The organism is Nostoc sp. (assembly GCF_036919595.1).
GTDB lineage: Bacteria > Cyanobacteriota > Cyanobacteriia > Cyanobacteriales > Nostocaceae > Nostoc.
In genome coordinates this window covers 1-24,518 of record NZ_JBALCO010000157.1, presented here as the reverse complement: position 1 = coordinate 24,518, position 24,518 = coordinate 1, and the positions used below count along the sequence as shown (strand labels likewise).

Here is a 24,518-nt window from a genome sequence, read left to right as displayed (position 1 = left end):
TGGGGGTTTCCACGCCACTTGACGGCAGTTGCTTCTCCCTTGGCGCTAGCCTCTCCCTTTAGGAGAAGGGGAAACGCGCAAGGGACAAGTCGGGAAACCGCAAGGGCGCACTGCCTCCTTTATGCCGGGGAACCCGTCCACCACAGTGGCTCTTCATCAGCGACTGCACCAAGCCGAAGGGATTGTCTGTTTTGACACTCACGCAGTTTGAGAATTCTCAAACCATAATATTTATTTCTAGTTGGTGTGAGAAAATGTATAGTTTGGATGTTAACTTTCTTAAAGACCGCCCAGCATACCAGGAAAACCCTAAGAGAAAGCGAGGCATATCCCTAAACCTGCCTACGGGGAATTTAACACCAGTATATGTGGGAGTTGCAGTGGGTGTAGGTCTTCCAGCTTTATTGGGAGTTAGTTGGTGGTTTTTGCAAGGGAAGATTGTTGAATTAGATGGTCAAATTGCACAACTTGACCAAGAAAGCAAGAGATTAGATACAGAAATAGGAAATATTAACAAAATCAAAGCCGAGACGAATGCAATTAAAGGGGAAACCCAAGCTTTAGTCACTGTATTTGACCAGATTCGACCTTGGTCAGCAATGCTGCAAGATTTGCGTGATCGCATCCCAGCAGCAGTGCAAATCGAGAACATTAAGCAAATCCCACCCGTTGCGGTAGTGGCAGGTCAGCCACCAAACAATCCCGCCGGGGGATTAGAAATTACCGGATTGGCTCGTTCTTTTAACGATGTCAATGATTTCTTATTGAGTTTACAACAATCTCAGTTCTTAAAGTCCACAGAAAGCAGAATTGTAACCGCAACGTTAGTAGATGCTCCGTTAACACCAGGTGTGAGTCCACCTCCTACGGGTGTAATAATTAAGCCAATTAAAGTAGTTAAATACACTATTCAATCGAGTATGAGCGATGTTCCAGCTTCGGAACTGATCCGGGAGTTGGAAAAAAAAGGCACAGTAGGGTTAGTGACTCGAATTCGTAGTATGCAACAAACAGGAGTCATTCCAAAATGACGCTGAGTGATGATTTAAATTTTGCCGAACATGGTGGGGAATTCGATCAGGCAACGCCAGCCTCCCCCGTGATCTTTGGTATTGCCTTCACACCAAAAATTATTGGGATCTTGGTGGGGGTAATTGGTTTGGCGGGAGCAGGTTATATATTCTTAAACCTGTTGATGCCAGCTTGGGAAACCTATCAGCAGCAGCAAGCAAAAAGCTCGGAACTGCAAGCGCAAGTTGCCCAAAAAAAAGCCAATATCAAACAGATTGATCAAGTTAAAAACGAACTAGCACAGGCAAAACAGCAAAAAGTTCAAGTTTTAAGTTTATTTGCTAACGAAAAAACTTCGGATACATTGCTGTTAGATATGAACCGTTTAGTTGAGTCTGGCAATACTCAAACTTCTATAAATGCAGTAAGAGCCAAACTGAATAAATTTGTACCAGTTTCTCAAAAACCAGAACCAATTATCGATGGAAGTCTAGGACTACAGGTTGACGGCAAGCTGCAACGTAGCAGCATCAATGTTGAAATTACAGGAACTTATGAACAAACGCAATCAATAATCCGTAACATTGAGCGTTTACAGCCTTTGTTAATAATTAAAGATTATCAAGCAACTTTGGCTCCAGTAGAGTCAAGATCCCCATTAGATAAAACGCCTGTGCAGGTAGGTCCAGCAGCGATTAATACATCATTCCAGTTACAAATATTGATGCCACTTAGTCCAGAAGAAATAGCAGCGGCAGCGGCAGCTGCTGCTAAAACTGCCCCGAAAAAGTAGTTAAGAGTTAGGAGACGCGATTAATCGCGTCTGTACAGGAGTTAGGAATTATGAGTTATCATTCTTGACTATTTACTCCTCACTCCTAACTATTCACAATTGTTTGTAAACAAGGTTTTATTAAGTGAGGAATGAACTGTGAAACAGCTTCACGGTAATAGTTTTTTATTAGGTACTGCCGCTTTTGTATTTTTGGCAGCTCAACCAGTTTGGGCACAAATTAGTCAAGTTACTAATGTACAGTTAAATCCAGTTAATGGTGGAATTAGCGTTGCTTTGAAAACTTCTTCAGGGTCACGCCCCCAAGTTTTCACGACAAAAAGAGGTAAGGCTTTAGTTGCAGATGTTATCAATACTCAATTACGATTACCACAAGGCAATAGTTTTCGTCAAGATAGCCCAGCACCAGGAATTGCCTCCGTGGAGGTTAGTCAGCTTGATACCAATAGCATCCGGGTGACGGTAACTGGCAGCAACAACGTACCTAGCAGTCAACCGGTGGTGCGATCGCCAAATGGAATTACACTCAGGTTTAGCCCATCCGCAGGCACTATAGCATCAGCACCAAGGCCAACAGCGCCAACATCCACAGCACCGCCTGCTACTACTCCAGCCCAACCGGGTCAAAAGCCAGGTGTTCTAGTTCCTAACCCGGAAATCACGATTGACGGAAAACCTGCACAAGCTGCTGGGACAGATCAACCTGTGAGTCAGGCTCCACCTTTCTTACCGAGAGCTGTTGCCCCACCTGTGGGAGATATTGCCATTTCCAATACTGATGCTTCTCCTAGCGCCATTGACTTAGGAACTCAGGAACGTGTACCTCGCCTAGTACTGCGAGATGCGCCGGTGCGTGAGGTTTTGTCACTCCTTGCCCGTGCTGCTAATCTTAACCTGGCTTACGTGGGAGGTGAGCAAGCTGCTGCTGCTGGAAGTCAGGCAACCTCTCAAACAATCTCCCTGGATATAGAAAATGAGCTAGTGCAAGATGTGTTTAACTACGTCTTGCGCTTGAGTGGTTTAGAAGCTAACCGCAGTAATCGCACAATTTTTGTAGGGCCTAAACTACCTAATTCCACTCGTGACATGGTTATGCGTAGCCTGCGACTCAATCAGGTAACAGTCGGAGTTGCTTTGAATTTTTTGGTCGGCTTGGGAGCAGAAAGTGCTGTCAGCCGCGAACGACAAGTTACTAGCGTTAATGCTGTACCCGTGGGTACTGGAGTTGCGCCTATCACCCAAACTCAGACGACCACAGAAACCAGAGTTGAAACTCAACGCGTTACTTTTACAGACTCTAACCCATTACTGAGAGGTTTACAGGCATTAGGAGATGAGCGTACTAATTCTCTGACCTTGATTGGCCCTCCCCGGCTAGTTGAGATGGCGATGGCTCAACTAACTCAGCTTGATATCCGCCGTCGTCAAGTTGTAGTCAACGTCAAGATTATCGATGTTAACCTCTTGAATACCCAGGACTACAACACTAGCTTTTCTTTTGGGGTTGGCAACAACTACTTTACAAATGATGGCGGTGCAGCATCTTTAAATTTTGGTGGTTCGAGACCAGCTACAAGAGCTGAAGCATCAACCAGTGTGACTAGTACACCTGTCATTCAGAATCCCGTTACAGGAACGCCTTTGGTTAACCCCAACACAAGCGTAGCTATTCCAGGAACTACTCCAGGTACGGTAGTAGTAGATGCAAATGGCAACGTTACTAGAATTGCAAACCCAGGAAGTGGCACTTTCTATCAACCTATTGCGCCTACTGGCAACCCCCTACAACCAGGTTTCTCTAATATCACTCCAGCAACCGATAACATCATTACAAGGAATGCCGATGGCACATCGAGTATTACACAAGGTACTCTTGGTACAGCTACTACAGCTTTGCCAAGTTTATTCCAGTTTCCTAAGCGTCTTCTCGCTAGCTTGCAGGCTCAAGTGCAAAATGGCAACGCCAAGATTTTGACAGACCCGACCTTAATTGTGCAAGAAGGTCAAACCGCTAATGTCAACCTGACTCAGGAAGTGGTAGGCAATATTAAAAGGGAAATAGTTCGCGATACAAATCTTGCTACAGAAACGATTTCAGCGGAAAAAGACCGAGTAGGTTTAACCTTAGCTGTCAAAATTGAGCGGATTGACGATAACGGTTTTGTCTCTCTTTCAGTAGCTCCTGTTGTCAAAGCACCCCAAGCTCCAGCTACCATCAATGTTGGCGGAGGTGGTAGTCAACAAATATTCTTGGTATCTGAACGCTCTCTTAATTCTGGCTCGATTCGCTTAAGAGATGGTCAGACGTTAATTCTCTCAGGCATTATTCAAGACGCAGACCGAACAACTGTTTCTAAAATTCCCATCTTGGGTGATCTTCCGCTGATTGGTTCACTGTTTAGAAGTACAAACAGACAGAACCAACGCAATGAGGTAATTGTGTTGCTCACACCTCAAATCATGGATGACTCTGATAACTCCTCCTACGGCTATAACTACACCCCTAGCCCAGAGGTGCGGCAAATCCTTGAGCGTCGGGGCTTGAAGATTCCTAGCAGATAATGGGTAGGTGAGTCACCTCTAGCTCAAATCCTCGAACCTCTCCCTGCCTTGAACTTTAGTTCAAGTCTGTCCCTCTCCGACTCGGAGAGGGACGGTTTTGCGTAGTTAAACCTCTTAGAGGTCTTTTGTATTTAGCTAATTAGACAGACACTATATGAGGCGTTTAATCCACGTCAAGCAGAAGAAACAATGATTTGAAAAAACATAATTTTTCAGCTTGTCAGCCAAGATTCAACAGATAATGTTCTGACTTTTTGAATACGTTGTAAATCGCGATCGGCTGAGACAATGGTGAGATTTTGTTGCAGAGCGATCGCAGTACTTTTGCGCCTGTGTTGGTCAAGGAGATTCCTCAGTTTATCCAAGAAGCGAAGAAGAATGGGGAAATTGCTACTACCCGTGCTTTTCGGGCTTAGGTGCAACAGAAAATTTATGCTAGGGAAAAGTAAAACCATATCCGGCACATTATCGCCAAACATCTCCCGTAGTAATGCCTACTGTGTTCACACAAGTCTCTGTGGACACAATTTATGGTTTATCGAATAGCTCAAGAAAACCAGTCCCTCTCCTCGGTAAGGAGAGGGATTAAAGTCAGGACAGGGAGAGGCTTTGATTTTTCCAGATGAGGTGAAAAGTCAACAAGATCCCGGATTTCTTAAAGAAGTCGGGGATCTGAGGCTTCGATTTTCAATAACTCTTCAAATCCTTAATTAATCTCAACAAATACTAACCATCTCCCACCTTCCCACTCCCCTGTTACTTTGGCGATGCCTGCGGCGGGCTGCGCCTACACAGGTTTAATAAGTATTTATTCCTAGTTTTTGGGTGGTTTTTAGTGAAACAAGTACCCTAAAATGACAAAACATCCCGAAATCTATATAAATTAATGGTTTCATCTATCCACATCAGGCTACAACACCTTAGAATGATTCATTGAAAAGTCGAGCCGATGGGATGTACAGCCATTTTGAGTAAAAATACTCCCAAAGGATGATTTTTGTATTTCTGCGAACAAAAATTTAGTACAGATGTACCAAAGTACATCCGTAAAAAATCTCAAGTAAACCTTCAGGAGTTTGACATGAACAAAGGTGAATTAGTTGATGCCGTAGCTGAAAAGGCTAGTGTTACCAAAAAACAAGCGGATGCAGTCTTAACTGCCGCTTTGGAAACGATTATTGAAGCAGTTTCCTCTGGTGATAAGGTAACACTGGTAGGATTTGGCTCATTTGAATCACGGGAACGTAAAGCCCGCGAAGGTCGCAACCCGAAAACAAATGAAAAAATGGAAATTCCAGCGACGAGGGTTCCTGCTTTCTCGGCAGGAAAACTGTTTAGAGAAAAGGTAGCACCCCCAAAATCATAGGTTCTATCTTCTGGAACCCTTTTTTAATGCGGCAACCTGCACACGGGGGAAATTTAGCCTGGGCAGCAGCACTGGCTGGCTGTCCCCCTGACGCTATTCTGGATTTTTCTGCTAGTATCAGCCCGTTGGGGCCTCCAAACAGCGCGATCGCTGCTATCCTGTCCCAAATTGGTAATCTTAAGCACTATCCAGACCCCAACTATAGTGAACTGAGACTAGCTCTCAGTCACTTCCATCAATTGCCGCCTGAGTGGGTTCTGCCGGGTAACGGCTCCGCAGAATTACTCACTTTAGTAGGTAGGGAATTAGCTCAATTAGCTGCGACAATTTTAATCACTCCAGCCTTTGGCGACTACTACCGAACCCTGAGGGCATACAACGCTAAAGTGCTGGAGTGTCCGCTGATTGGTTCTGAGCAACCAGTTCTGAGGAGCCAGTACGTTGCTAACTTTCCTAAAGTTGTAGCAACTGGTGTTGCTGAGTTAAAAGCTCTACTCAAGACTCAGCACTCAGGACTTAGTTCTACTGACTGCGCCTTACTGCTAAACAACCCCCACAACCCAACCGGAAAACTATTTTCGCGGGACTCTATTTTGCCCTACCTGGAGCAATTTGCTTTGGTTGTGGTGGATGAAGCATTTATGGATTTTGTGCCGCCTAATGATGAACAAAGCCTGATTGGGGTGGTGCAGGAATATGCAAATTTAGTAGTATTGCGATCGCTGACCAAATTTTACAGTCTCCCAGGACTGCGATTGGGATATGCGATCGCACACCCTGACTGCCTAGCTAAATGGCAGCTATGGCGTGACCCCTGGCCCGTAAACACATTAGCGGCGGCGGCAGCAATTGCGGCACTCCAGGATACGGAGTTTCAACAGCAAACCTGGGTATGGCTACCACCTGCACGAAACCAACTCTTTCAGGGTTTAGCTGAAATCCCAGGATTGCAACCCCAAGCAAGTGCTGCTAACTTTTTACTAGTTGAGTCCCAACAGTCTACTTCGCACTTACAGCAACAATTACTCCATCATCACCAGATTTTAATCCGCGATTGCCTTAGTTTTAAAGAACTAGGCGATCGCTTTTTCCGGGTTGCTGTACGTGAAGAGTCCGATAACCAACGCTTACTAACAGCGCTAAAAGAGAGTTAAGAGTTATAAGTTATAAGTTATGAGTTATGAGTTTGTAGCGAGCGATCGTTTGTATGCAATATACTCTGACCTCACTTCCATTCCTCTCTCCTAAAAGGAGAAAGGCTTTGAATCTTACTCCCCTTTTCTTGCAGGGAAGGGGCTGTTGTTGTTAGGTCTGTATTGAACTTAACGCAGAAACCCTATAAGAAGGGTTTTAACTCCTAGCTTCTAACTCCTGTACAGACGCGATTAATCGCGTCTGTACTCCTAACTCCTAATTCCTAATTCCTAATTCCTAACTTTAAATTCGCGTGACCGTTGACTATGATGTTGTAATTATTGGTGGCAGTCTTGCTGGATACTACGCTGCCCTTGCTGCCACCCAACTACGTGCTACAGTTGCCCTGGTGGAACCCAAAGTAGACTACGGGTTTACTGCTCACCATGCTCTTACCGAAATCGGTAAACTGGCGCAGAAGTTGAATGATGCCACTAGTTTTGGTATTCATGCTACACACACTGATACCTCAGAAGAATGCCACATATCTATGGCATGGCAAGAGGCAATGCTGTATGCTCAATGCATCGCCTCAAATCTCAAAGAACAGCATTCTCCAGCCATCCTAGCCGCGCTGGGGGTAGATGTCATCGTTGGTAGTGGTCAATTTCAATCTTCACCCCAACTGGCTTTTGCTGTTAACAATCGCCTACTACGCGCCCGTACCTATTTGCTGGCCAGTGGTTCGCGTCCAGAAATTCCAGAGATTGAAGGATTGCAAGCCACTGGCTACTTTACCCTATCTAATATTTGGCAATCCTTAAAGGGAGCGACATTACCCAAAAATTGGGTAGTTATTGGCGGGATTCCCCAAAGCATTGAAATCGCTCAAACTTTAGCGCGGTTTGGTTGCAGTGTGACGCTGGTAGTCAAGCATCCCTATGTTTTACCCCATCTTGACCCTGAGATAGCCATACTGCTTCAGGCACAGTTGGAAGTTGAAGGTGTGTGCGTCCTCACTGATAAACCAGTAACTCAGGTGAGGCTAATTGAGGATAAAAAGTGGATTCAAGCAGGAGATAAAGCCATTGAAACTGATGAAATTCTGGTGGCGACTGGACAACAGCCGAATTTTGAATTTCTAAATTTGGCAACGGTAGGGGTGAAATGGCATCGGCGTAGCTTAGTAGTGAATGATAAACTACAAACTACTAACCACCGCATTTACGCTTGTGGTGATGTAATTGGTGGTTACGACTTTGCCAATATCGCTAATTATGAAGCAAAAATTGCCCTGAACAATGCACTCTTTTTCCCCAGGTTAAAAGTAAATTATCACTCTATTCCTTGGGCAATGTTTTCTGTACCGATGGTGGCGCAAGTGGGTTTGACAGAGGCGCAGGCAAAACGCCAATTTGGTCGAGATGAAATTTTAGTTCTGCGACAATATTTTAAAACAGTGGCAGCAGCCCAACTTCGGGACGAAACCACTGGTATGTGTAAATTAATTGTGCTAGGCAACGGTGAAATTTTGGGAGCTTCGATATTTGGGGCAGAAGCTGGAGAGTTGATTAATTTGATTGCCTTGGCAATGTCTCAAAAAATTAAAGTCAAAGATTTAGCAAATCTATCTCCTGTCTATCCCAGTTTCTCAGAAATTCTGGAACAAACGGCAAGAGAGTGGAGTAAGCAAAAGTTAAATAGCAATATTGCTTTGCAAGAGTTTTTAGAAGGCTTCTTTCATTTTCGTCGCAATTGGAATTTATGAGTGGGGAGTTAGAAGTTTGGAGTTGAGCCTTTGAACTCGGACGTTGAGCCTCTGAACTTGGAAGTTGAGCCTTTGAACTCGGACGTTGAGCCTCTGAACTTGGAAGTTGAGCCTTTGAACTCGGACGTTGAGCCTCTGAACTCGGAAGTTGGTTTAAAAGCCCTGCATCAAAACCCATACCACTCCTGCCGCTACCAGAGGCACGCTGAGGTTATCTGTACCGTGGGGTGAAACTGCCTCTGCTAGGGTGGCAAAAGTAGCAGTTATTACCGCCGTCAACAAAGTCCATCCCAAACTAAAAGGTTTTGCTAGGGGACTCAGTGACGAACCAGGTAGCAGCAACAGCACTAAGAAAATAACTACTGTACTCGCTACAAACATTGCTGCTGAACCTTCCCAGGAACGCACAGAATTTCCCACTTGGTATTTATGCTGCCCGAAGCGTCTACCGATTAATGCTGCTAGTGCATCCCCCCAGGTCATCGCCATTACCCCGGCTATAGCGATTGGAGCGCTATCTACTGGCCCATTTGGTCGCCACAGTAGCCCGAAAAGCAGTGTCACTGAGATAACGAAATAAACTGTGCCAGGTGAGCTATCCTGGGTATCCATTGCGCCGATGATTCGGTAGCGGTAAAACAGGTAGTTAAGTCCGATAAAGGTAGCAAAAGGTATAATTCCGATTTCCCAATGCTTAAACAGCAGCAGGACGCCAAAGACCCACATCCCTGCACCAATATGGATCACTTTGCGAGTCAAATCCGGCTTTACAGCAAACAGCCTACGCAGTCCCTCGCCAATCACAAGCAGACTAATCGCGTAAACATAAGAAATTGCTAGCCCGATAAAATCATTGTTAGTCATTTGTCATAGGGAGATTGGGCGCTTGTACTGAGCTTGTCCTGAGCGGCGTCGTAAAGCCTGCGGCATAGCTACGCTTAGAGCGCAGCCTCTGCAAAAGTTGTATTGGGCATGGGGCATTAGTCAATTATCAATAGTACTCCTTTCCCTGCTTCTTCATTTAGACCGATCGCTATTTCGTTTAAAGTTCTTTTGTACTAACGAAACACTACCAATACCTTGAAGAATACCACGACCGATTAAACCTAAACCCTGACCAATTACTTGGGTGAGGATGAAGACTATACCACTACCTAAAAAAGCTAATAGTGATTTTAAACGCGGTGTGATCGCATCACTAAATTCTATGAGTAACGTCACTACTAAAGGAATATTAGAAAGTTTTACTAGCTCCTGATTTCGAGGAGCATAAACTGAAGTATTGGCAATGCCACGAGGGGCAATTACAAATAGCTCATAGCGGCTTTCAAAAACTGCTTTTGGCTCATTTATATAATTAGTTAAACGATATTTCCACGATAAATCATTTCTAAATCGTTCAATCTCTCGTGTGGAAATTAATTGCCGCCCATAAAATTTTTTCTTAATCGCTTCTACATCTGCTAAAGAGTTTAGTAGTGGTTGCACTACGCCATTCGCTACCTGAATCAACAAGTTCTCTAAAATCATTAATGCTTGAGACTTGGCTTCAGCGCTCACTACTGGATAAGAAGTATTATCAATGTTTAATTCTGTTTGAAATAGCAGATAAGAATAAAACTCACAATATAGGGGAATTCTATTGAGAATATCTCTTTGCACAACCTCTGTATTTTGGAGCAAAAAATTAACAATTTCTATATTTTGATTTTCTAATTGTATTCGAGAAAATTTTCCAAAAAAATCTGTGATTGCTGCTTGCCATAAATCACGTAATAGGATAAATTTTACCTCATATAATTGATTTATCTCTATTTGAGAAGCACGCAGTTCATCCAATTGTTCAGCCAATTTTTGCAGGATAAGATAAAGTAATTCCCGTTTTTTATCTTCACGAAAGATGTCAATTTCTAAAGGGATATCAGTGACATTTCGTAAAGAAAATTGAAGCTTGGTTACGCAAGATGCAAACAACTCAGATTGTAGTGTTCCCGGACTAAGTAAAGGTGACACAGTTTGCCTTTGTTGAATGGCACTACTCAATGAAAGAACCAGAGGCGGCTGATCCGCAATGGGGATATCTTCCTCTTGCCTTTCTTGTAATGAAACCAACAACCGATTTATTAACCAACGAGCCGCTAGCAGTTCTCGCCGCTGTCCAGCCAAAATTGCTCGATCTAGTACTGGTAGTCCGGGAACTTGTAATTGTGCTGTTACTGTGGCTAGGGTAGCGTCAATGTAAGCAATTCCTGACAAACGTAAATTATTTCGCAGTCTAAAAAAGGGAAGTGGGGAGTGAGGAACTCGCGGCCCCCTTTGGGGATTAGGAGTGATTATTGCTTCCGTGTCCTGAAACCAATAGGAACCGCCATCTGCAACTTCTTGCATGGCGGCGACTAACTCAGGAAGTGGTGTGCCTTTAGGACAGTAGCCATTAATACCAACAGATTTCGCAGCCAATAGTAGTCCTTGTTCTTGAACAGAACTGAGCAGTAAAATTGGCAGGTTGGGATATAAGGCTCTGAGTTGCCGACAGAATTGTAAACCTAGCTGCTGACTAGTGGAGCGGCCATTACCGAATTCCAAAACCACCAAATTTACCTGGTTAGGGTCTTCTTGGGCAATTTCTGCTAAAATTTGCAAGGCAGCAGTATCAGTTTCTACCACTCCTGTAACTTGCAGGTTAGTAATTGCTTCCAGAGCTACCCGTAATCCCAGACGAAAAATAGGGTCTTGGTCGATTAACAATAATTTTAAAGGGCGATCGCTCATACTCTACTCAATTACCCAAGCACTGTTTTTTACCAATCAGAAAACAGCTTTGATACAAAACTTTGTCTTCCCCATTGTTACCTGTTTTCGCAAATTGATAAATTGATCATAGTTGCCATAGGCAGCCGTCACTGTGTAATTAAATGAACCTGAGTATTCGGCACTGGTTGATAGAACCCTATATCGCAATCAATCAAATCAGAGGATTTCCAGTGGGGCGAACGCTCAAAATTTCTTTACATTCTGAAAACACACAGGCTTATTTGCCAGCCAATCGAAGTTAAGAGAATTATCTGCCCTTGTCCATCAACCCCTAATGCTGCATTTGTTGAGCATTTTGTACTGCGACGGACTGCTAGATGATGACCTATTGCAGTTAGCTGCTAATACTTAAAAGTCTTATCTGTTATGGGAAATTTATCATCGCCTGAGTTGATGGTTGTTGGGCTATCCAATTGCTGGGATCAAGACGATGCTACTGCGCTCAAAATCGGCTCATATCCACCAAACTCCAAAAGCGCTCGCTAATTTACTCGCTGGTTATCATCCCCAAGATTTACTTGAGCAGATGCAAGATTACACTCTCAAAATATTGCACTTGCAAGTGATCAAATTAATTTGGCTGAGGAATCTATAGCGATCGCTTGTTTGAATGCAATACACTCTGATCTCACTTCCATTCCTTTCTCCTAAAAGGAGGAGCCACTGTGTTGGGCGCTAGTTGCAGTGCTAAACTCAGTAAATCAATAGTATAATTAATGATGTAAAGTTTGGTATCAGAATTCCAGATTTATGATTGTTAACCCATAGAGTATTGATGGTTAAATAACGTAAACAAGTTATTTACAAAAGCTAAAAATAATACTGAAACTCAATAAACAATTCACCGCCAGGGCACTAATTTAGCTTCAAGGTAAATTTTTGTTAATGTGTAAGTTCTAGATTGTTTCTCAAGTTAGAAATAGAATGCGCTATCAATCACCTTAAAAAATTGGTAAACATATGAAGAAAACAATTCAACATATAGTATTTTCTGGTACTAATATTACTTTAATAAGTGTCATGTCCTTGTTTCTAAAAACACCTTTAGCTAACGCCCAAAAATTTGCAAAGGGTATTGTTTTCGACCCACCATCAAATGTCAGGGTGAAACCCAATACCAATAGTAGAGTTCTTTGTAGGATAACCTCAGTAAAGACTATAGATATTTATCCTGAGGGAAAGTGGTATCATACTTATACTTGCGGTCATCATCAAGAAGGTTACATCCATATAAGTCAAGTTCGATTAATAAAAAGTAGTATCCCATCTGGAGCACCTCAGTAAAGACTCACACTGCTTTGACTCAGATAAGCATATCTAGTATATATCTTTGCCACTCTCCAGCGTTTCCTAGAAGTTTCACTGCTATGAATTTAAAAGAGCGATTTCTTCAATTCTTTTTTGACTCTGGTAGCTTATAGATTTATCCGTAAAGGCGAAATGCTTACTATACAATAGTCTTAGCGATTCTAACGCAAGTGCGATCATAAGCGCTTAATGGGCTGTTCTTGTTAGGTGTGTATTCTATGCAATTGACCACCGCTATAATAATTTACCAGGGTTTTACTTTAAATTTCGGGATTTAGAAAACAATCTTGAGCAGAGGAACAAATTCCCTACGAGCAGACTAATTGAAAGCTGCGAAGGCACAATTATTACCAGTAGATTTAGATGATCATACCGATGATGACGAGACAGTTTTTGGTAATAACCCCATTGATGAGACTAATGGTTATTAGGTTTTATTAGCTAGGAAAGCTAGAATCTAGAATTTTAATTCCTAACTCCTGTACAGACGCGATTAATCGCGTCTCCCACTTCTTAACTCTCATCAGCTTTCTTGCGGATTGCGGTAGCCAAAAAAGTTAATACTGTAGTCAGTAATCCGTACTCCTGTTTGTTCTTCAATTTTGCGGATAAAATCTTCTGGCAGTTCCACATGAACATCAAGAATTTGATTTGTATCTATACAGTTAACATGACTGTGAGAGTCACTGATATTACCGTATAAACGCCCATCACAGCGTTCAATACACTCAATGATGCTCTGACTAGATAATGCTTCTAAATTTTGATAAACAGACGTATGACCGATTTCTTTGCCTTGTTGGTTCAAGCGATCATAAATCTCTCTAGCAGAAAGATGTTCATTTGCTTGCCAAAGTAATTCCAGAATAAAGCGACGCTGACGACTAACGCGCATACCTAGGATTTGACACTGCTCAAGGGCATCTTCTAGGGAACGAATTGGTTTTGTATGAATTGTTTGCTTTTGCATATTACAGCTTGTAAACTGTTAAGAAAATTTTCACATTTCAACGTTTATTGATTATTTAATATATGCAATGATATTGCACAGCGCTTTTTTACCTGTATTTGTGTTTTGGCTTTTGATGCTACAGAAGTAACAGGTGGTGATAATGATTTTTTTGGTTATTGACGGCTACTTTGTCAGACCTTTATCTAAAACAAACTCATTACAACTTTAACTTAAAATTGCTGTAAATGTCCACCTTGGGACAGGCGTTGCCTTTTCCAAGTAGGCTAATTATAATCACATACTATGTTAATGGTGTATCAATTTTTATTTAAATATAAATAATTATTGTAATTATAAAAGTAATATTTAAGTGTAGCCAAATCCGCTACACGTAAATTGCGTAGGCGTAGCCCGCCGCAGGCATCGCTAGCAGTTCATATCAAGGCTTGCCACTAGATGTATATTTATTGTAACAAGTGAAAACTAAACAAAAGTATCAAATTAAGTTTGAGAAGGTTAGACTTGTGTATAAACCTTATATAGGTCAGCAAAAAAGTTTCATACCAATTCGCTATAAAGATGCACTTAATGCTCCTTCGCCACCCGGAGCGCTCGCAAACTGCAAAATTGAATCAACATAAGCCTTAACTTTGGGGTTTTTAACTCCCTCTGTAGCTGAGGTGTAGAGCAATTCACCTGATAGATATTCAAAATCTGGTACATATAGGCGATCGCCAACTACTTCAAATATCTGCATTTCTTTCGCTGGTGTAACTGTTAACTTCTCATGCCTGACTCGATCAGCCGCCTTCTCAAGCAGTGTAATTACAGCTAAAATTACTAAAGGGTAGTTGCTATCTATACATCTAATTTCTACCGTGCCGAGATTGTGAACATCGAAGCAAAACACCAACTGGCATCCAGGTCTTGTGGCGAGGCTGGTTAAAATTGCACGACCTCTGTGTTCTACTTTGGTCTGGTAGAGACGACTGGCAGCGAGCGATCTTAAGAGATTTAACGCGAAAAGTCAGAGTCATCACAATCCTCGATTGTAAATTCAACTACTTAAAGAACAAAGTCAAAGTGAGTGAAGGTCAATCTAGCGTCAATCCCTGAAAGCTGCTACTGTAGATTGTCGATCCTACAGTTGAGCATCAAGAAAGTGACTGCTGAATCAATGACAATCGCGATCGCACTCAATAATGACTTCATTAACAATCTGGATCTGTCGCCTGCGTCAACGGTGATTGAACAACTGCTGCAAGCTGGGGTAGCATCCCATGAACAGCAGCTACGTTTTGATATCAAATACGATCTCGAACCTGGCGATCCACGGGAACTCTCAGAAATTCCAGAGGTGCGGCTGTGGTTTGTGCGCCTAGATGCCAAATACCCCTGGTTAGCATTTTTACTAGATTGGAAAGCTGGAGAGTTTGTTCGTTATGCTGCCATGCTTGTACCACATCAGTTCAGTTCTCAAGAAGGCATTCAGTACAATCCTGAAGCCTTAGAAATATTTTTGATGCATAAAATCTTTATTTTAGGTGATTGGCTCAAACAACAGGGCATCCCCAGCCTATCGCGGCTGAAGTCTATGGCCCAAATGCTGGGTTATGAATTAGATGATGCTTTTTTTGAGATATTTTAAATCGCTAAATCGCTAAGTGCAACGACTACTGTATTTAAATCGTGGATTGCTTGAGATAAAACGTTACCCTCCTATTCATTAGTCATGACCTCCATCCTCGTCCTCGGCGCAGGCGAACTTGGCCTCTCTATGCTGCACAATCTCGCACGACTCGCCCCAACAGACACAACCATCACCGTTCTCCTCCGCCAAAGCACAATAAACTCTCCCAGCACACGGACAAAGCAGACCGAATTAGACAAACTGAAAGCTCTTGGCATCAGGTTTCTCCCTGGAGATGTTGTTAACAGCTCTAGTTCCGACTTATCTGCCCTTTTCAAACCCTATCATACTGTCATTAGTTGTGTGGGCTTTGTAACCGGAAGTAGTATTCAATTGAAAATCGCCCATGCAGTCCTAGATGCGGGCGTGGCGAGGTATTTACCGTGGCAATTTGGGGTAGATTATGATGTTATTGGCCGAGGTTCAGCCCAAGATTTATTCGACGTGCAATTAGACGTACGAGATTTATTGCGAGGCCAAAGCAAAACGGAATGGGTGATAGTGTCTACGGGGATATTTACGAGTTTTCTCTTTGAGAGATCCTTTGGAGTTGTTGATTTAGATGAATCCGTTGTGCGAGCGCTAGGAAGCTGGGAGACGGCTGTAACGGTGACAACACCAGAGGATATAGGGGCACTGACAGCGGAAATTGTCTTTATGGAGAATCCGAGGTTCAGGAATGAGGTAGTGTTTACGGCTGGAGATACAGTGACGTATGGGCGGGTGGCGGATATTGTGGAGAGCGTTCTGGGTAGGGAGGTGAGGAGGGAAAAGTGGAGTGTGGAGTTTTTAAAGAGGGAGTTGGCGAAAGATCCAGAGAATTCGCTCAAGAAGTATAGGGTCGTGTTTGCACAAGGGAGGGGTGTGAGTTGGGATTTGGAGAAAAGCTTTAATTGGAAGGATGGGAAGGAGGTTGTGGATGTTGAGAGGTGGTCAAGGGAGAATTTAAAGAGATGAGTGCATGGTTACGGTCAATGATTTGATAGGTTCGTAGTTTGCCCTGTCTTCGCTAAAACGCAAACTACGAACAATCTTTAACCATCAATTATTTCTTTACAAATTACTAATGGGACATGGATTTAGTCCTCTGGGGCATAAATGCAGAGAAAAATCTAGTTTTCTAACGCATTTTTTAATACTGAATGACCGCAAAATCTAGCCGTCATGTCCAGTTTTGCGGTCATTTAATAAACGTATAACTACATTGGATATCCAATAGACTGATTGCAGAAATTGGGACAAACTGCTGGTTTAGCCACCCCAAATTTTCTCCAAAACTGCGTTTGGTGAAACATCCGCCGTTTTTCCCGTGGGGGATTCAATGGCCAGGAATTTATCGTTTTTCGGCAACAACTTAGCTGGATCGCTGGGCCCAAATAGGGCGATAGTATAGGTTTGGACTGCAACGCTCAGTTGTAGTGCCGCACTATCAGTAGACAACATCAAATTAGCCCCGGCAATTATAGCAGTTAACTTGCCAATATCATCTGGGGCAGTCACCTTGATATCTGGAGAAGACTCCAGAAGCGATCGCATAAACTGCTGATCATCAAGTCCCTTAATAACCACCACAGGCAGATCCGGCTGCTTATGTTGGAAGGCTTGAATAATTTGATGCCACTTCTCAACAGGGTAGATTTTATCCGATTCTTTAGCCTGGGATAACTGGCCAGAACCGCCATGAATCAAGATATAGCCTGTTTCATGCACCCCTAAGCGTTTTTGTTCCTTTTGTGCCCACTCAATATCTGGTTTTGGCACATTTACTGCTAACTCTGGGACAGGGCTATTTATTTCCAATGGTTGGAGCAAATCATGATATACTGCCGCCGCATACTGGGATGGTTTGAATGGCACAGTATGGCTCAGAAAAACCGAACCTTTGCCTTGGTAGCCAATGCGTATGGGAATTCCTGTCAACCAGAGCAAAAGACCCAGCAACCAACTTTGCTTCACAGCAATGACAACATCGTATTCGCGATCGCGAATTATGCCTACCAGGTTACCCCAATCTGCCAGACTGTTACGGTCTTGAAAATCAAAGTTCAGCACCTCGTGAACTGACTTGCTCACTCGGTAGGCAGCCTTTGACCGGGGTTCAACAAAGACATCTATCTGAGCGTTAGGGTAATGGCGCTTCAGGTCATCTAGAGTCGGAAAGAAGAGAATTTGGTCGCCAATTCCGCCAGGTACAAGGGCTACTACTCGCATAATATTTATTGACGCTTACTCGCTCCCTATTTTAGGGGAAAATATATAGCTTAAAGATTGAGGAATTCTGTGTATTTACTAATTCCAGCTGCGGGAATCGGAAAAAGAATGGGGAGTAACCGCAATAAACTCCTACTGAAACTGCGATCGCAACCAATTATTGCTTGGACTCTATTAGCCGCAGAAGCCGCAAGTACAATCAATTGGATCGGGATTATTTCCCAGCCTGGTGACTGGTCTGACTTGAAAGCAATTATTGCCGATCTGAAGCTGACTAAACCAGTGGAATTGATTCAAGGTGGCTCCACCCGTCAACAATCTGTTTACAATGGCTTGCAGTCTCTCCCAGTAGCCGCAGGACAAGTGTTGATTCATGATGGGGCCAGATGCCTTGTTACATCAGATTTATTTAACTCTTGTGCTGAGGCGATTCGCCACTGTCCCGGTTTAATTGCTGGTGTACCCGTCAAAGATACGATCAAAGTTGTCGATCAACAAGGCATAATTCAAGAAACACCCGACAGACGACAATTGTGGGCGGCACAAACTCCCCAAGGATTTGATGTCAGGTTGTTGAAACAGTGCCATGCTGAAGGTGTCCGTCAAGGTTGGGAAGTAACTGACGATGCCGCTTTGTTTGAAAGGTGCGGTATTGAAGTCCGAATTGTCGAGGGAGAGGAGACAAATTTAAAAGTGACTACTCCACAAGATTTAGCGATCGCAGAATTTATTCTCACAAGTAGAGGCTTTTAATGAAAATGAACAGGTAAAGGGGAAACTTTCTCTAGGTTTTTTCCCATGCCCCATGCCCTATTTGAAAGTTTCAACAATAATTTTGATAATTTAGGATATAATGCCACACACTTGTTGATTGTTAGTTGTCATCTGCTAATGACTAGTAACTAATGACCAATACTTCTCTACCAGAGGCTACGCCAACGGCAACGCTCAGTACAAGTGACTGATGATTAAATGATTATAGCCACAGCGACGAAGATAGAAGCAATTCTCTATTTAAAGGGTAAACCCTTGTCGCTCGGCGAAATCGCCGAGTATGCCGCGTGCGATCGCGCCACTGTCAAAGAAGGCATAATTGAACTAATGGACAACTATGCCCACCGAGATAGCGCTTTAGAGGTAATAGAAACCCCAGATGGTTACAGTTTGCAACTACGGTCTGACTTTCATGATTTAGTGCAAACGATGATACCAGTAGAATTGGGAGTAGGTGCATTGCGGACTTTGGCAGCGATCGCCCTCAATAGTCCCATACTCCAGAGCGACTTGATTAACCTGCGCGGTTCAGGAGTATATCAACACGTTCCAGAACTCGTCGAACTTGGTTTCATCCGAAAGCGCCGAGACAGTGATTCTCGCTCCTACTCGCTCCAAGTAACGCCAAAATTTCACCAGTATTTCCAAATTGAGCAACTCCCGCAAATACTTTCCACCAGCCAGAAAGAAGAACAACTAGAACTAGAACTAGAACTGAAGGGAGTAGAGGGATAAGGGGGATGAGGAGAATAACTGATATGCCCCATTCCCAATCCCCAATGCCCTCTGCTTTTAAAGGCTTATACCCGTAGTGAATGCGCTACCCTTGTACAATGGTTTAAAGTAGAGTTAGCAATTAAGCTAAATAAAACTGCCAATGGTGTTTAATCCTGACTTTTTGAATGACAACTCTGAGGAACACCCTAATCAACTTCTTTCCGACCACTCTGAGGAATACCCCAATCAGTTACTCAAATATCTACAGCATCAGTCTCCTGATGTTTTAGCGAGGATTGCTCAGTCCGCCAGCCCTGAAATTAAACAAATCATCTCCCAAAATGTCCAAGGGCTAGTGGGAATGCTCCCTGTAGAAAATTTCAATGTGCAAATCACTACAGATCGGGAGAACTTAGCAGGGCTTTTAGCGTCGGCCATGATGACAGGGTATTTTCTGCGCCAGATGGAACAAAGAATGCAGTTAGAGCATTTGTCTAATGGTCAATAATCAATAGTCAGTAGTCAAACATTCTGAGACTATTGACCAAATAATTACTAATTCGTAATTCGTAATTAAGAGGGTACGCAGCTACCACCAAAATCTCTAATTTTGTGGTCGACAAGACAGTGAGGGTACAGAGCAAGCACTGATTACAACTACGAATTACGAAAGCATTGCGGTAGCAATAGCGCAGCGTAAAGCCTTCTCTTCTCCTAAGGGGAGACGCTGTTCGCGTTCGCCAACGGCATGGCAACTCTTAGAGATGCCGTTTGCATTCGCTTAGAGCGAGTAATTGAGCGTCGGAACGAGCGTTACTTATCAATTACGAATTACCTTGACTACTTCCTTTCAGGATAAGCACCTGATTGCACTTTAAAAGTTTGAATTTTACCGCTGCGGTTGACTTCGATCACTAAAATGTCCCCAACTTTGCTGGCCTCTACCAACTTCTGAACTTGGGCTGAAGTTTTGACTGGTTTACCGTTAACTTTTTGAATCACGTCTCCAGGAAACAGTCCTCCGCGCTTGGCTGGGGAATCGTCTGTAACTCCTCTAATCACAATTCCAGCGTCCTGCTGAATGTTCAATTGATTTTCTTGATTAATCTGCTGTTTTCTGATCGGAGAAAGGTCTGCCATTTCAATACCCAAGAAGGGATGTTCCACACGCCCTTTGGTAAAAAGTTCATTGGCGATGCGGGCGGCGGTTTCAATGGGAATGGCGAAACCGAGTCCTTGAGCATCAGCGCGGATGGCAGTGTTAACACCAATCACTTCGCCTTGAGCGTTTAACAAGGGGCCACCAGAATTACCAGGGTTAATTGCGGCATCAGTTTGGATAAAGCTGACTCGTTTATCTGGGATACCTACCTGAGTGCTGGTACGATCTGTAGCGCTGATGATGCCAATAGTGACAGTATTATCTAAACCCAGAGGATTGCCAATAGCGATCGCCCATTCTCCTGGTATTAAGTTTTGCGAATTGCCCAGCTTCACTGTCGGTAAATGATTCGCTTTTATTTTCACCACTGCGATATCTGTCACAGAATCAACTCCTACCACCTTCCCCTCTAGACTCCGCCCATCTTTGAGGGTTACTAGTACTGTATCTGTATCTGCTACCACATGAGCGTTGGTGAGTAATTCTCCATCTTCGCTCAAAATAAATCCCGATCCTGTACCGCGCTCAATACGCTCTTGAGGAATTGGTTGTTCATCCTCTCCAAAGAATCGCCGCAAGAGGGGATTTTTCAAAGCGTCAGAGATCGGATTGGCTACTTTGCGGGTGGCATTAATTCGCACCACAGCCGGGCCAACTTTTTGTACTGCCGTCGCAATAAAATTCACATTCTCGCCCCCAGTAGCCCCAATAGCTGCGTTAGGAGAATTTGGAACTATGGATTCTGGAGGCAAAGCCATTGTCACATTTCTTAACTGTTGGAACGAGGGATTTTGTAGCAAGAGATAGCGACTCCCAAACAAACCTGCACCACAGCCGAACACCAGTAAAAATACATAAACGCCCAGTTGCTTTAAAGATAACTTCATAATCATTCTGCTTAAGGACAGCAATGCAGTTGCTAATTTCTAAGTGTAGTCAAGCTAACGGTAAGTGGACAGATCAATTTATAAGGAATTGGGGATTGGGCATTAGTTATTCTCCCTGTCTGTATTGTCCTCCTCATCTCCCCCTGCTTCCCCTGCTCCCTCATCTCCCCACTCTCCACACTTCCCATCTAAAATCTAAAGTTAATGCGCTCCTGACCTGTATACATGATTTTACCCTTTCGTCAACTGTTTCTCTGTTGCTTAGTTAGCGCCTTAGGCCTAGTATCCATAGTGCCAAACACTAACAGTGCTAATGCTGCTGTAGGTGGTTGCCCAACTCCAGCCCTATCTCGCTTCCAACGCCATAAAGTTGTTCGTGGCGAAACTTTGGAGAGCATAGCGCAGCGCTACAATCTCATTCCTACAACTATTATCGGCATGAATCCAGCTTTGCAGAACGGTGCGATCGCAGTCGTTGGTAGTGTACTTCAAATTCCTCCCTACAATGGGGTTGTAGTCGAAGTGCCTCGCGGTGAAACTTGGCGACAAGTGGCGGCAAAATACAAAGTTCGTGCTGATAGCCTTTTTGAGGTGAATGGTTGCCAACAAGACCCCAGAATTGTGTTTGTTCCGGGGGTAAATTGGTCGCCCAATGGTGTTGTAACGAAGTCCGTTTTACCTACTGATACAGGAACGCCAAACCGTGCATCTCTGTCTGGATATCCTTTGGCACAAGTAGCAACTGTAGCATTAGCTTATGGCTGGCAAATTAATCCTGCGACAGGTCAAGTTTTCTTTCATAGTGGTGTTGACTTATTAGCAGCAATGGGTACTAATGTGCTGGCGATCGCTCCTGGAACCGTAGTCTTTGCTAATGAGCAAGGTACTTATGGCAAGTTGGTCATTATTAACCACAGTGGCGGACTCCAAAGCCGCTATGCCCAGCTTGACAGTATCAAAGTTACTGTCGGTCAGCAAGTGAAAAAAGGAGACTTACTGGGAACAGTAGGCACTAGTGGACAACCAAGTTCCAGCCAACCGCATCTCCATTTTGAAGTGCGTTCTAGCTCATCTTTGGGTTGGGTAGCAGAAGATCCAAAGGGTTATTTGAAGAAATAAGGTTCGTTTTGAAACGCATAGGCGCTTCGCCTTCTTGCAGGGTAGGAACGCAGAAGAAATCTCTGTGTTCCTCTACCAAACCTTTACAATCCTTTGCGTTAAAAAAAGGATGCTATATTTTCGCTAGATTTTACGATGTGCATTCCTGCCTCTGCAAACCTTGCAAATGCCGCATCTGCCTGTTCTGTGTAGTCCACAATACCGGGAACAACAACAGGAGAAGTGCAATCTTCTAAGAGATAGATTTTTTGAGCAAGGCTAGCATCTAGTTGTTTAATTTCTGTTAATAAATCGTCAATTGTCCAAGCGACGCAATGACTTTTGGCTTGACCACCAATAATTACTGCATCAAATTCTAAAAGTTGCTGAATCAGGTGCGTGTTCTTTTGAGCAAGTGGACGCTGCTCAAAATCTTCTAACACTTCTGGGCGTAAGATGGAATAGTTTTCTGTTAAAGGATTTTCACCTTTGATTTCAAATTGCGTCTGACTTTGACGAGCAATGCCGTAGAAAAATATCGCTTCTTCTACCGATGAGACTAGAGCATGGCCGATACCGCCCAACATAGAATGATAAGGCCAAACAGTAAGGGGATATTTACCGTCTTGACTAAGTTGCTTAAGGTAATGGTAAGCGTGTTTTTCTAATAATTTATAATCCCCATCAGTAACACTGTTAGCAACTGCTGGGTTAACTTTCCAGATACCTTGTTGAATATCTGCTGGTGTGATGCTAGTTGCTGCTGGGGTGGGATGTTCTCCGGCGGCGTTCACCCAAAAGATGGGATGAAAAATTTGTGTTGCTGTGTGCGTATCTAAGGTGGGTACAATTTTGGTAATCACTCCCAAGTTGCGATAAATAAACTCACATAATCTGACATTATCATCCACCGCCCCATTCCCAGATTTTCCACCTACAAATAATTCAAAATCGGGGATGCAGAAGGTATTTTGGACATCAATTAATAGTAAGCAAATGCGAGTTTTATCTAAAGATGCAGGTTTGATATCATGTTGTTTTGCCCAGATTTCAGCTTGGGCGGCACGTTCTTGGTAAGGTACACGCCAGACTTCGCCCACTCCTTCAGGGTTAAAGTGTGGGGGAATTGGTAATTGGGTTGTTGTTTGGGTATTCATTTAAAATCTGTACTTATTTTTTAATTATTAGGCTTGCCTTAGTTAAAAATAATGGTGAATTTAGTAAACGTCATCACCTGAGCATAATCCCTCTCTGCTTGCACGATTTCTTTTAATAAGTCATCCCGTCGCTGTTGTTTGAGGCGCTTTTGGATAATATCTACAAGAATAGCCTGAGCTTCTGGATCTAACGTTACAACTGCTTCTATGGCTTTCTGGAATATAGATGTTTTTTCTAGCATAGGAGTTAAAGCATTTGGTGATAAGTCTAATTTAGCTGGTAGTGGCAAATGTCTATATAATACCTGCGGCACTGTCAGTTCATCACCACTAAGAATACTGTGTTACTAATATTCAGCTAATTTTCGTAGCGAACAATAAATCAAGCTGTAGCATTGGTATTGCATTGACGACATAAAAAGACGACATAAAAAAAAGTTTTTACTACAATACTCCCCGTCCTTCTTTACCATGCAAAAATGCAGCAATTTGTGCGGCTGACTTTAATTTAACAAGCTGCTGATATCCAAAATGCGGACATTGCAGGTAAAACATATCTATAACAACATCTGAGTGATTGCGTTTTTCACGTAAGACCATAGGCATATGATGTATGGGGCATAGCACATTGCTATTTTCTACTTTCAAATGCTGTGTTACACGATCAACTACTGTAATTTGGATATGTTTAGGTGTAAAGCTCTGACTTAGCTCGGCATTTGATAACTTAAGTTCAAAGACATTTGCTTTGTGCATTAAACCAATATCCTGCGTAGAAAATTTCTGTATACCTCTACATTGGGTATTTGCATGATTGTAATAGCCAATACACGACCAGAAAAAGTCATTTAACATTAATAAACTGCCGTCAGGGCGATTTTTATGTTGTAAAAACATTGGTCTGCCGCACCCGCATCGCTTTTCAAGGACAACTTGCCCCATGTGAAACTGAAGTATGTGAGCTTTATCATTGTTCAAGAATGATGTTTCATATGTATCAGGGTTTTTTGCTTGTTCCGCTACCTGACTTTTCCCGTTAAGTCTTGAAAGGCTTACTAGTAAAGGATTTAAGAAACAGCACAGCAAATACGGTAAAGTAATTGCAATCGAGTGC

23 protein-coding genes and 1 pseudogene are annotated in these 24,518 nt (G+C 43.1%); 14 read left to right on the top strand and 10 right to left on the bottom strand.

Features of this window, described 5'->3' with window-relative positions; all coding sequences use genetic code 11:
- Positions 1-58 precede the first annotated feature (58 nt).
- Positions 59-202 (bottom strand): hypothetical protein, encoded by a 144-nt coding sequence (locus V7K21_RS24115; protein WP_335177705.1) that lies wholly within the window; start codon positions 200-202, stop codon positions 59-61.
- Positions 203-254: 52 nt separating this feature from the next.
- Here V7K21_RS24115 and V7K21_RS24110 point away from each other — a divergent pair, with 52 nt between their 5' ends.
- The 7 genes and pseudogenes from V7K21_RS24110 (at position 255) to V7K21_RS24080 (ending at position 8,634) form a co-directional block, all read left to right on the top strand.
- Positions 255-1,031, top strand: a complete 777-nt coding sequence (locus tag V7K21_RS24110) for a PilN domain-containing protein (protein ID WP_335177703.1) — start codon at positions 255-257, stop codon at positions 1,029-1,031.
- Positions 1,028-1,804 carry a pilus assembly protein PilO gene (locus V7K21_RS24105; protein WP_335177701.1) on the top strand — a complete coding sequence of 259 codons (777 nt, stop codon included), beginning with the start codon at positions 1,028-1,030 and terminating at the stop codon, positions 1,802-1,804. Before V7K21_RS24110 ends, V7K21_RS24105 begins: the two co-directional genes overlap by 4 nt.
- Before the next feature lie 138 nt (positions 1,805-1,942).
- A complete protein-coding gene (locus tag V7K21_RS24100) occupies positions 1,943-4,366 on the top strand; it encodes an AMIN domain-containing protein (protein WP_335177699.1) in 2,424 nt (807 codons plus the stop codon).
- Positions 4,367-4,686: 320 nt separating this feature from the next.
- Positions 4,687-4,782 (top strand): annotated as a pseudogene (locus V7K21_RS24095) (Uma2 family endonuclease); the annotation flags it as partial.
- 665 nt (positions 4,783-5,447) lie between these two features.
- The gene (locus V7K21_RS24090) at positions 5,448-5,732 is read left to right on the top strand and encodes an HU family DNA-binding protein (protein WP_103137906.1); all 285 of its coding nucleotides are present in this window, start codon (positions 5,448-5,450) and stop codon (positions 5,730-5,732) included.
- A 26-nt stretch (positions 5,733-5,758) separates the two neighbouring features.
- Positions 5,759-6,886 carry a threonine-phosphate decarboxylase CobD gene (cobD, locus tag V7K21_RS24085; RefSeq protein WP_335177698.1) on the top strand — a complete coding sequence of 376 codons (1,128 nt, stop codon included), beginning with the start codon at positions 5,759-5,761 and terminating at the stop codon, positions 6,884-6,886.
- Between the two features lie 293 nt (positions 6,887-7,179).
- On the top strand, positions 7,180-8,634 hold the full coding sequence (locus V7K21_RS24080; protein WP_335177696.1) for a dihydrolipoyl dehydrogenase family protein: 1,455 nt from the start codon (positions 7,180-7,182) through the stop codon (positions 8,632-8,634).
- A gap of 153 nt (positions 8,635-8,787) precedes the next feature.
- On the opposite strand, the gene V7K21_RS24075 is transcribed toward V7K21_RS24080, so the two are convergent.
- Both V7K21_RS24075 and V7K21_RS24070 read right to left on the bottom strand, forming a co-directional pair.
- Entirely contained in the window at positions 8,788-9,498 is a 711-nt protein-coding gene (locus tag V7K21_RS24075; RefSeq protein ID WP_335177694.1) for a diacylglycerol/polyprenol kinase family protein, read from the bottom strand.
- A 153-nt stretch (positions 9,499-9,651) separates the two neighbouring features.
- Positions 9,652-11,406: a DUF3685 domain-containing protein gene (locus tag V7K21_RS24070; RefSeq protein ID WP_335177692.1), complete on the bottom strand. Its 1,755-nt coding sequence runs from the start codon at positions 11,404-11,406 to the stop codon at positions 9,652-9,654.
- A 472-nt stretch (positions 11,407-11,878) separates the two neighbouring features.
- On the opposite strand from V7K21_RS24070, the gene V7K21_RS24065 reads away from it, so the two are divergent.
- Positions 11,879-12,043 carry a hypothetical protein gene (locus V7K21_RS24065; protein WP_335177690.1) on the top strand — a complete coding sequence of 55 codons (165 nt, stop codon included), beginning with the start codon at positions 11,879-11,881 and terminating at the stop codon, positions 12,041-12,043.
- A 1,236-nt stretch (positions 12,044-13,279) separates the two neighbouring features.
- Here V7K21_RS24065 and V7K21_RS24060 read toward each other — a convergent pair.
- Positions 13,280-13,726 (bottom strand): Fur family transcriptional regulator, encoded by a 447-nt coding sequence (locus V7K21_RS24060; RefSeq protein ID WP_335177689.1) that lies wholly within the window; start codon positions 13,724-13,726, stop codon positions 13,280-13,282.
- A gap of 553 nt (positions 13,727-14,279) precedes the next feature.
- A complete protein-coding gene (locus tag V7K21_RS24055; RefSeq protein WP_335177687.1) occupies positions 14,280-14,621 on the bottom strand; it encodes a hypothetical protein in 342 nt (113 codons plus the stop codon).
- Between the two features lie 264 nt (positions 14,622-14,885).
- Between V7K21_RS24055 and V7K21_RS24050 the strand changes: the two genes are divergently transcribed.
- Positions 14,886-15,356 (top strand): CRR6 family NdhI maturation factor, encoded by a 471-nt coding sequence (locus V7K21_RS24050; protein WP_334721327.1) that lies wholly within the window; start codon positions 14,886-14,888, stop codon positions 15,354-15,356.
- Positions 15,357-15,440: 84 nt separating this feature from the next.
- A complete protein-coding gene (locus tag V7K21_RS24045; protein WP_335177685.1) occupies positions 15,441-16,355 on the top strand; it encodes an aromatic alcohol reductase in 915 nt (304 codons plus the stop codon).
- A 294-nt stretch (positions 16,356-16,649) separates the two neighbouring features.
- Here the strand turns inward: V7K21_RS24045 and V7K21_RS24040 are convergent, their stop codons facing one another.
- On the bottom strand, positions 16,650-17,609 hold the full coding sequence (locus V7K21_RS24040) for a glycosyltransferase family 9 protein (RefSeq protein ID WP_335177683.1): 960 nt from the start codon (positions 17,607-17,609) through the stop codon (positions 16,650-16,652).
- Positions 17,610-17,678: 69 nt separating this feature from the next.
- Between V7K21_RS24040 and ispD the strand changes: the two genes are divergently transcribed.
- The 3 genes from ispD to V7K21_RS24025 all read left to right on the top strand — a co-directional run bounded on the left by ispD (position 17,679) and on the right by V7K21_RS24025 (position 19,608).
- Positions 17,679-18,362, top strand: coding sequence for a 2-C-methyl-D-erythritol 4-phosphate cytidylyltransferase (gene ispD, locus V7K21_RS24035; RefSeq protein ID WP_335177681.1), 684 nt, complete (start codon positions 17,679-17,681; stop codon positions 18,360-18,362).
- Between the two features lie 219 nt (positions 18,363-18,581).
- On the top strand, positions 18,582-19,118 hold the full coding sequence (scpB, locus tag V7K21_RS24030) for an SMC-Scp complex subunit ScpB (protein WP_335078699.1): 537 nt from the start codon (positions 18,582-18,584) through the stop codon (positions 19,116-19,118).
- A 142-nt stretch (positions 19,119-19,260) separates the two neighbouring features.
- Positions 19,261-19,608: a DUF760 domain-containing protein gene (locus tag V7K21_RS24025; RefSeq protein ID WP_273764562.1), complete on the top strand. Its 348-nt coding sequence runs from the start codon at positions 19,261-19,263 to the stop codon at positions 19,606-19,608.
- 332 nt (positions 19,609-19,940) lie between these two features.
- Here V7K21_RS24025 and V7K21_RS24020 read toward each other — a convergent pair whose 3' ends face one another.
- Positions 19,941-21,149: an HhoA/HhoB/HtrA family serine endopeptidase gene (locus V7K21_RS24020; protein ID WP_335177680.1), complete on the bottom strand. Its 1,209-nt coding sequence runs from the start codon at positions 21,147-21,149 to the stop codon at positions 19,941-19,943.
- Between the two features lie 225 nt (positions 21,150-21,374).
- Between V7K21_RS24020 and V7K21_RS24015 the strand changes: the two genes are divergently transcribed.
- Positions 21,375-22,268 (top strand): LysM peptidoglycan-binding domain-containing M23 family metallopeptidase, encoded by an 894-nt coding sequence (locus V7K21_RS24015; protein ID WP_335177679.1) that lies wholly within the window; start codon positions 21,375-21,377, stop codon positions 22,266-22,268.
- Positions 22,269-22,366: 98 nt separating this feature from the next.
- On the opposite strand, the gene V7K21_RS24010 is transcribed toward V7K21_RS24015, so the two are convergent.
- The 3 genes from V7K21_RS24010 to V7K21_RS24000 all read right to left on the bottom strand — a co-directional run.
- A complete protein-coding gene (locus V7K21_RS24010; protein WP_335177678.1) occupies positions 22,367-23,404 on the bottom strand; it encodes an isochorismatase in 1,038 nt (345 codons plus the stop codon).
- Between the two features lie 38 nt (positions 23,405-23,442).
- The gene (locus V7K21_RS24005) at positions 23,443-23,718 is read right to left on the bottom strand and encodes a hypothetical protein (protein ID WP_335177677.1); all 276 of its coding nucleotides are present in this window, start codon (positions 23,716-23,718) and stop codon (positions 23,443-23,445) included.
- Positions 23,719-23,848: 130 nt separating this feature from the next.
- Positions 23,849-24,518: hypothetical protein (locus V7K21_RS24000; protein WP_335177676.1), on the bottom strand; the 670-nt coding region annotated here is incomplete at its 5' end.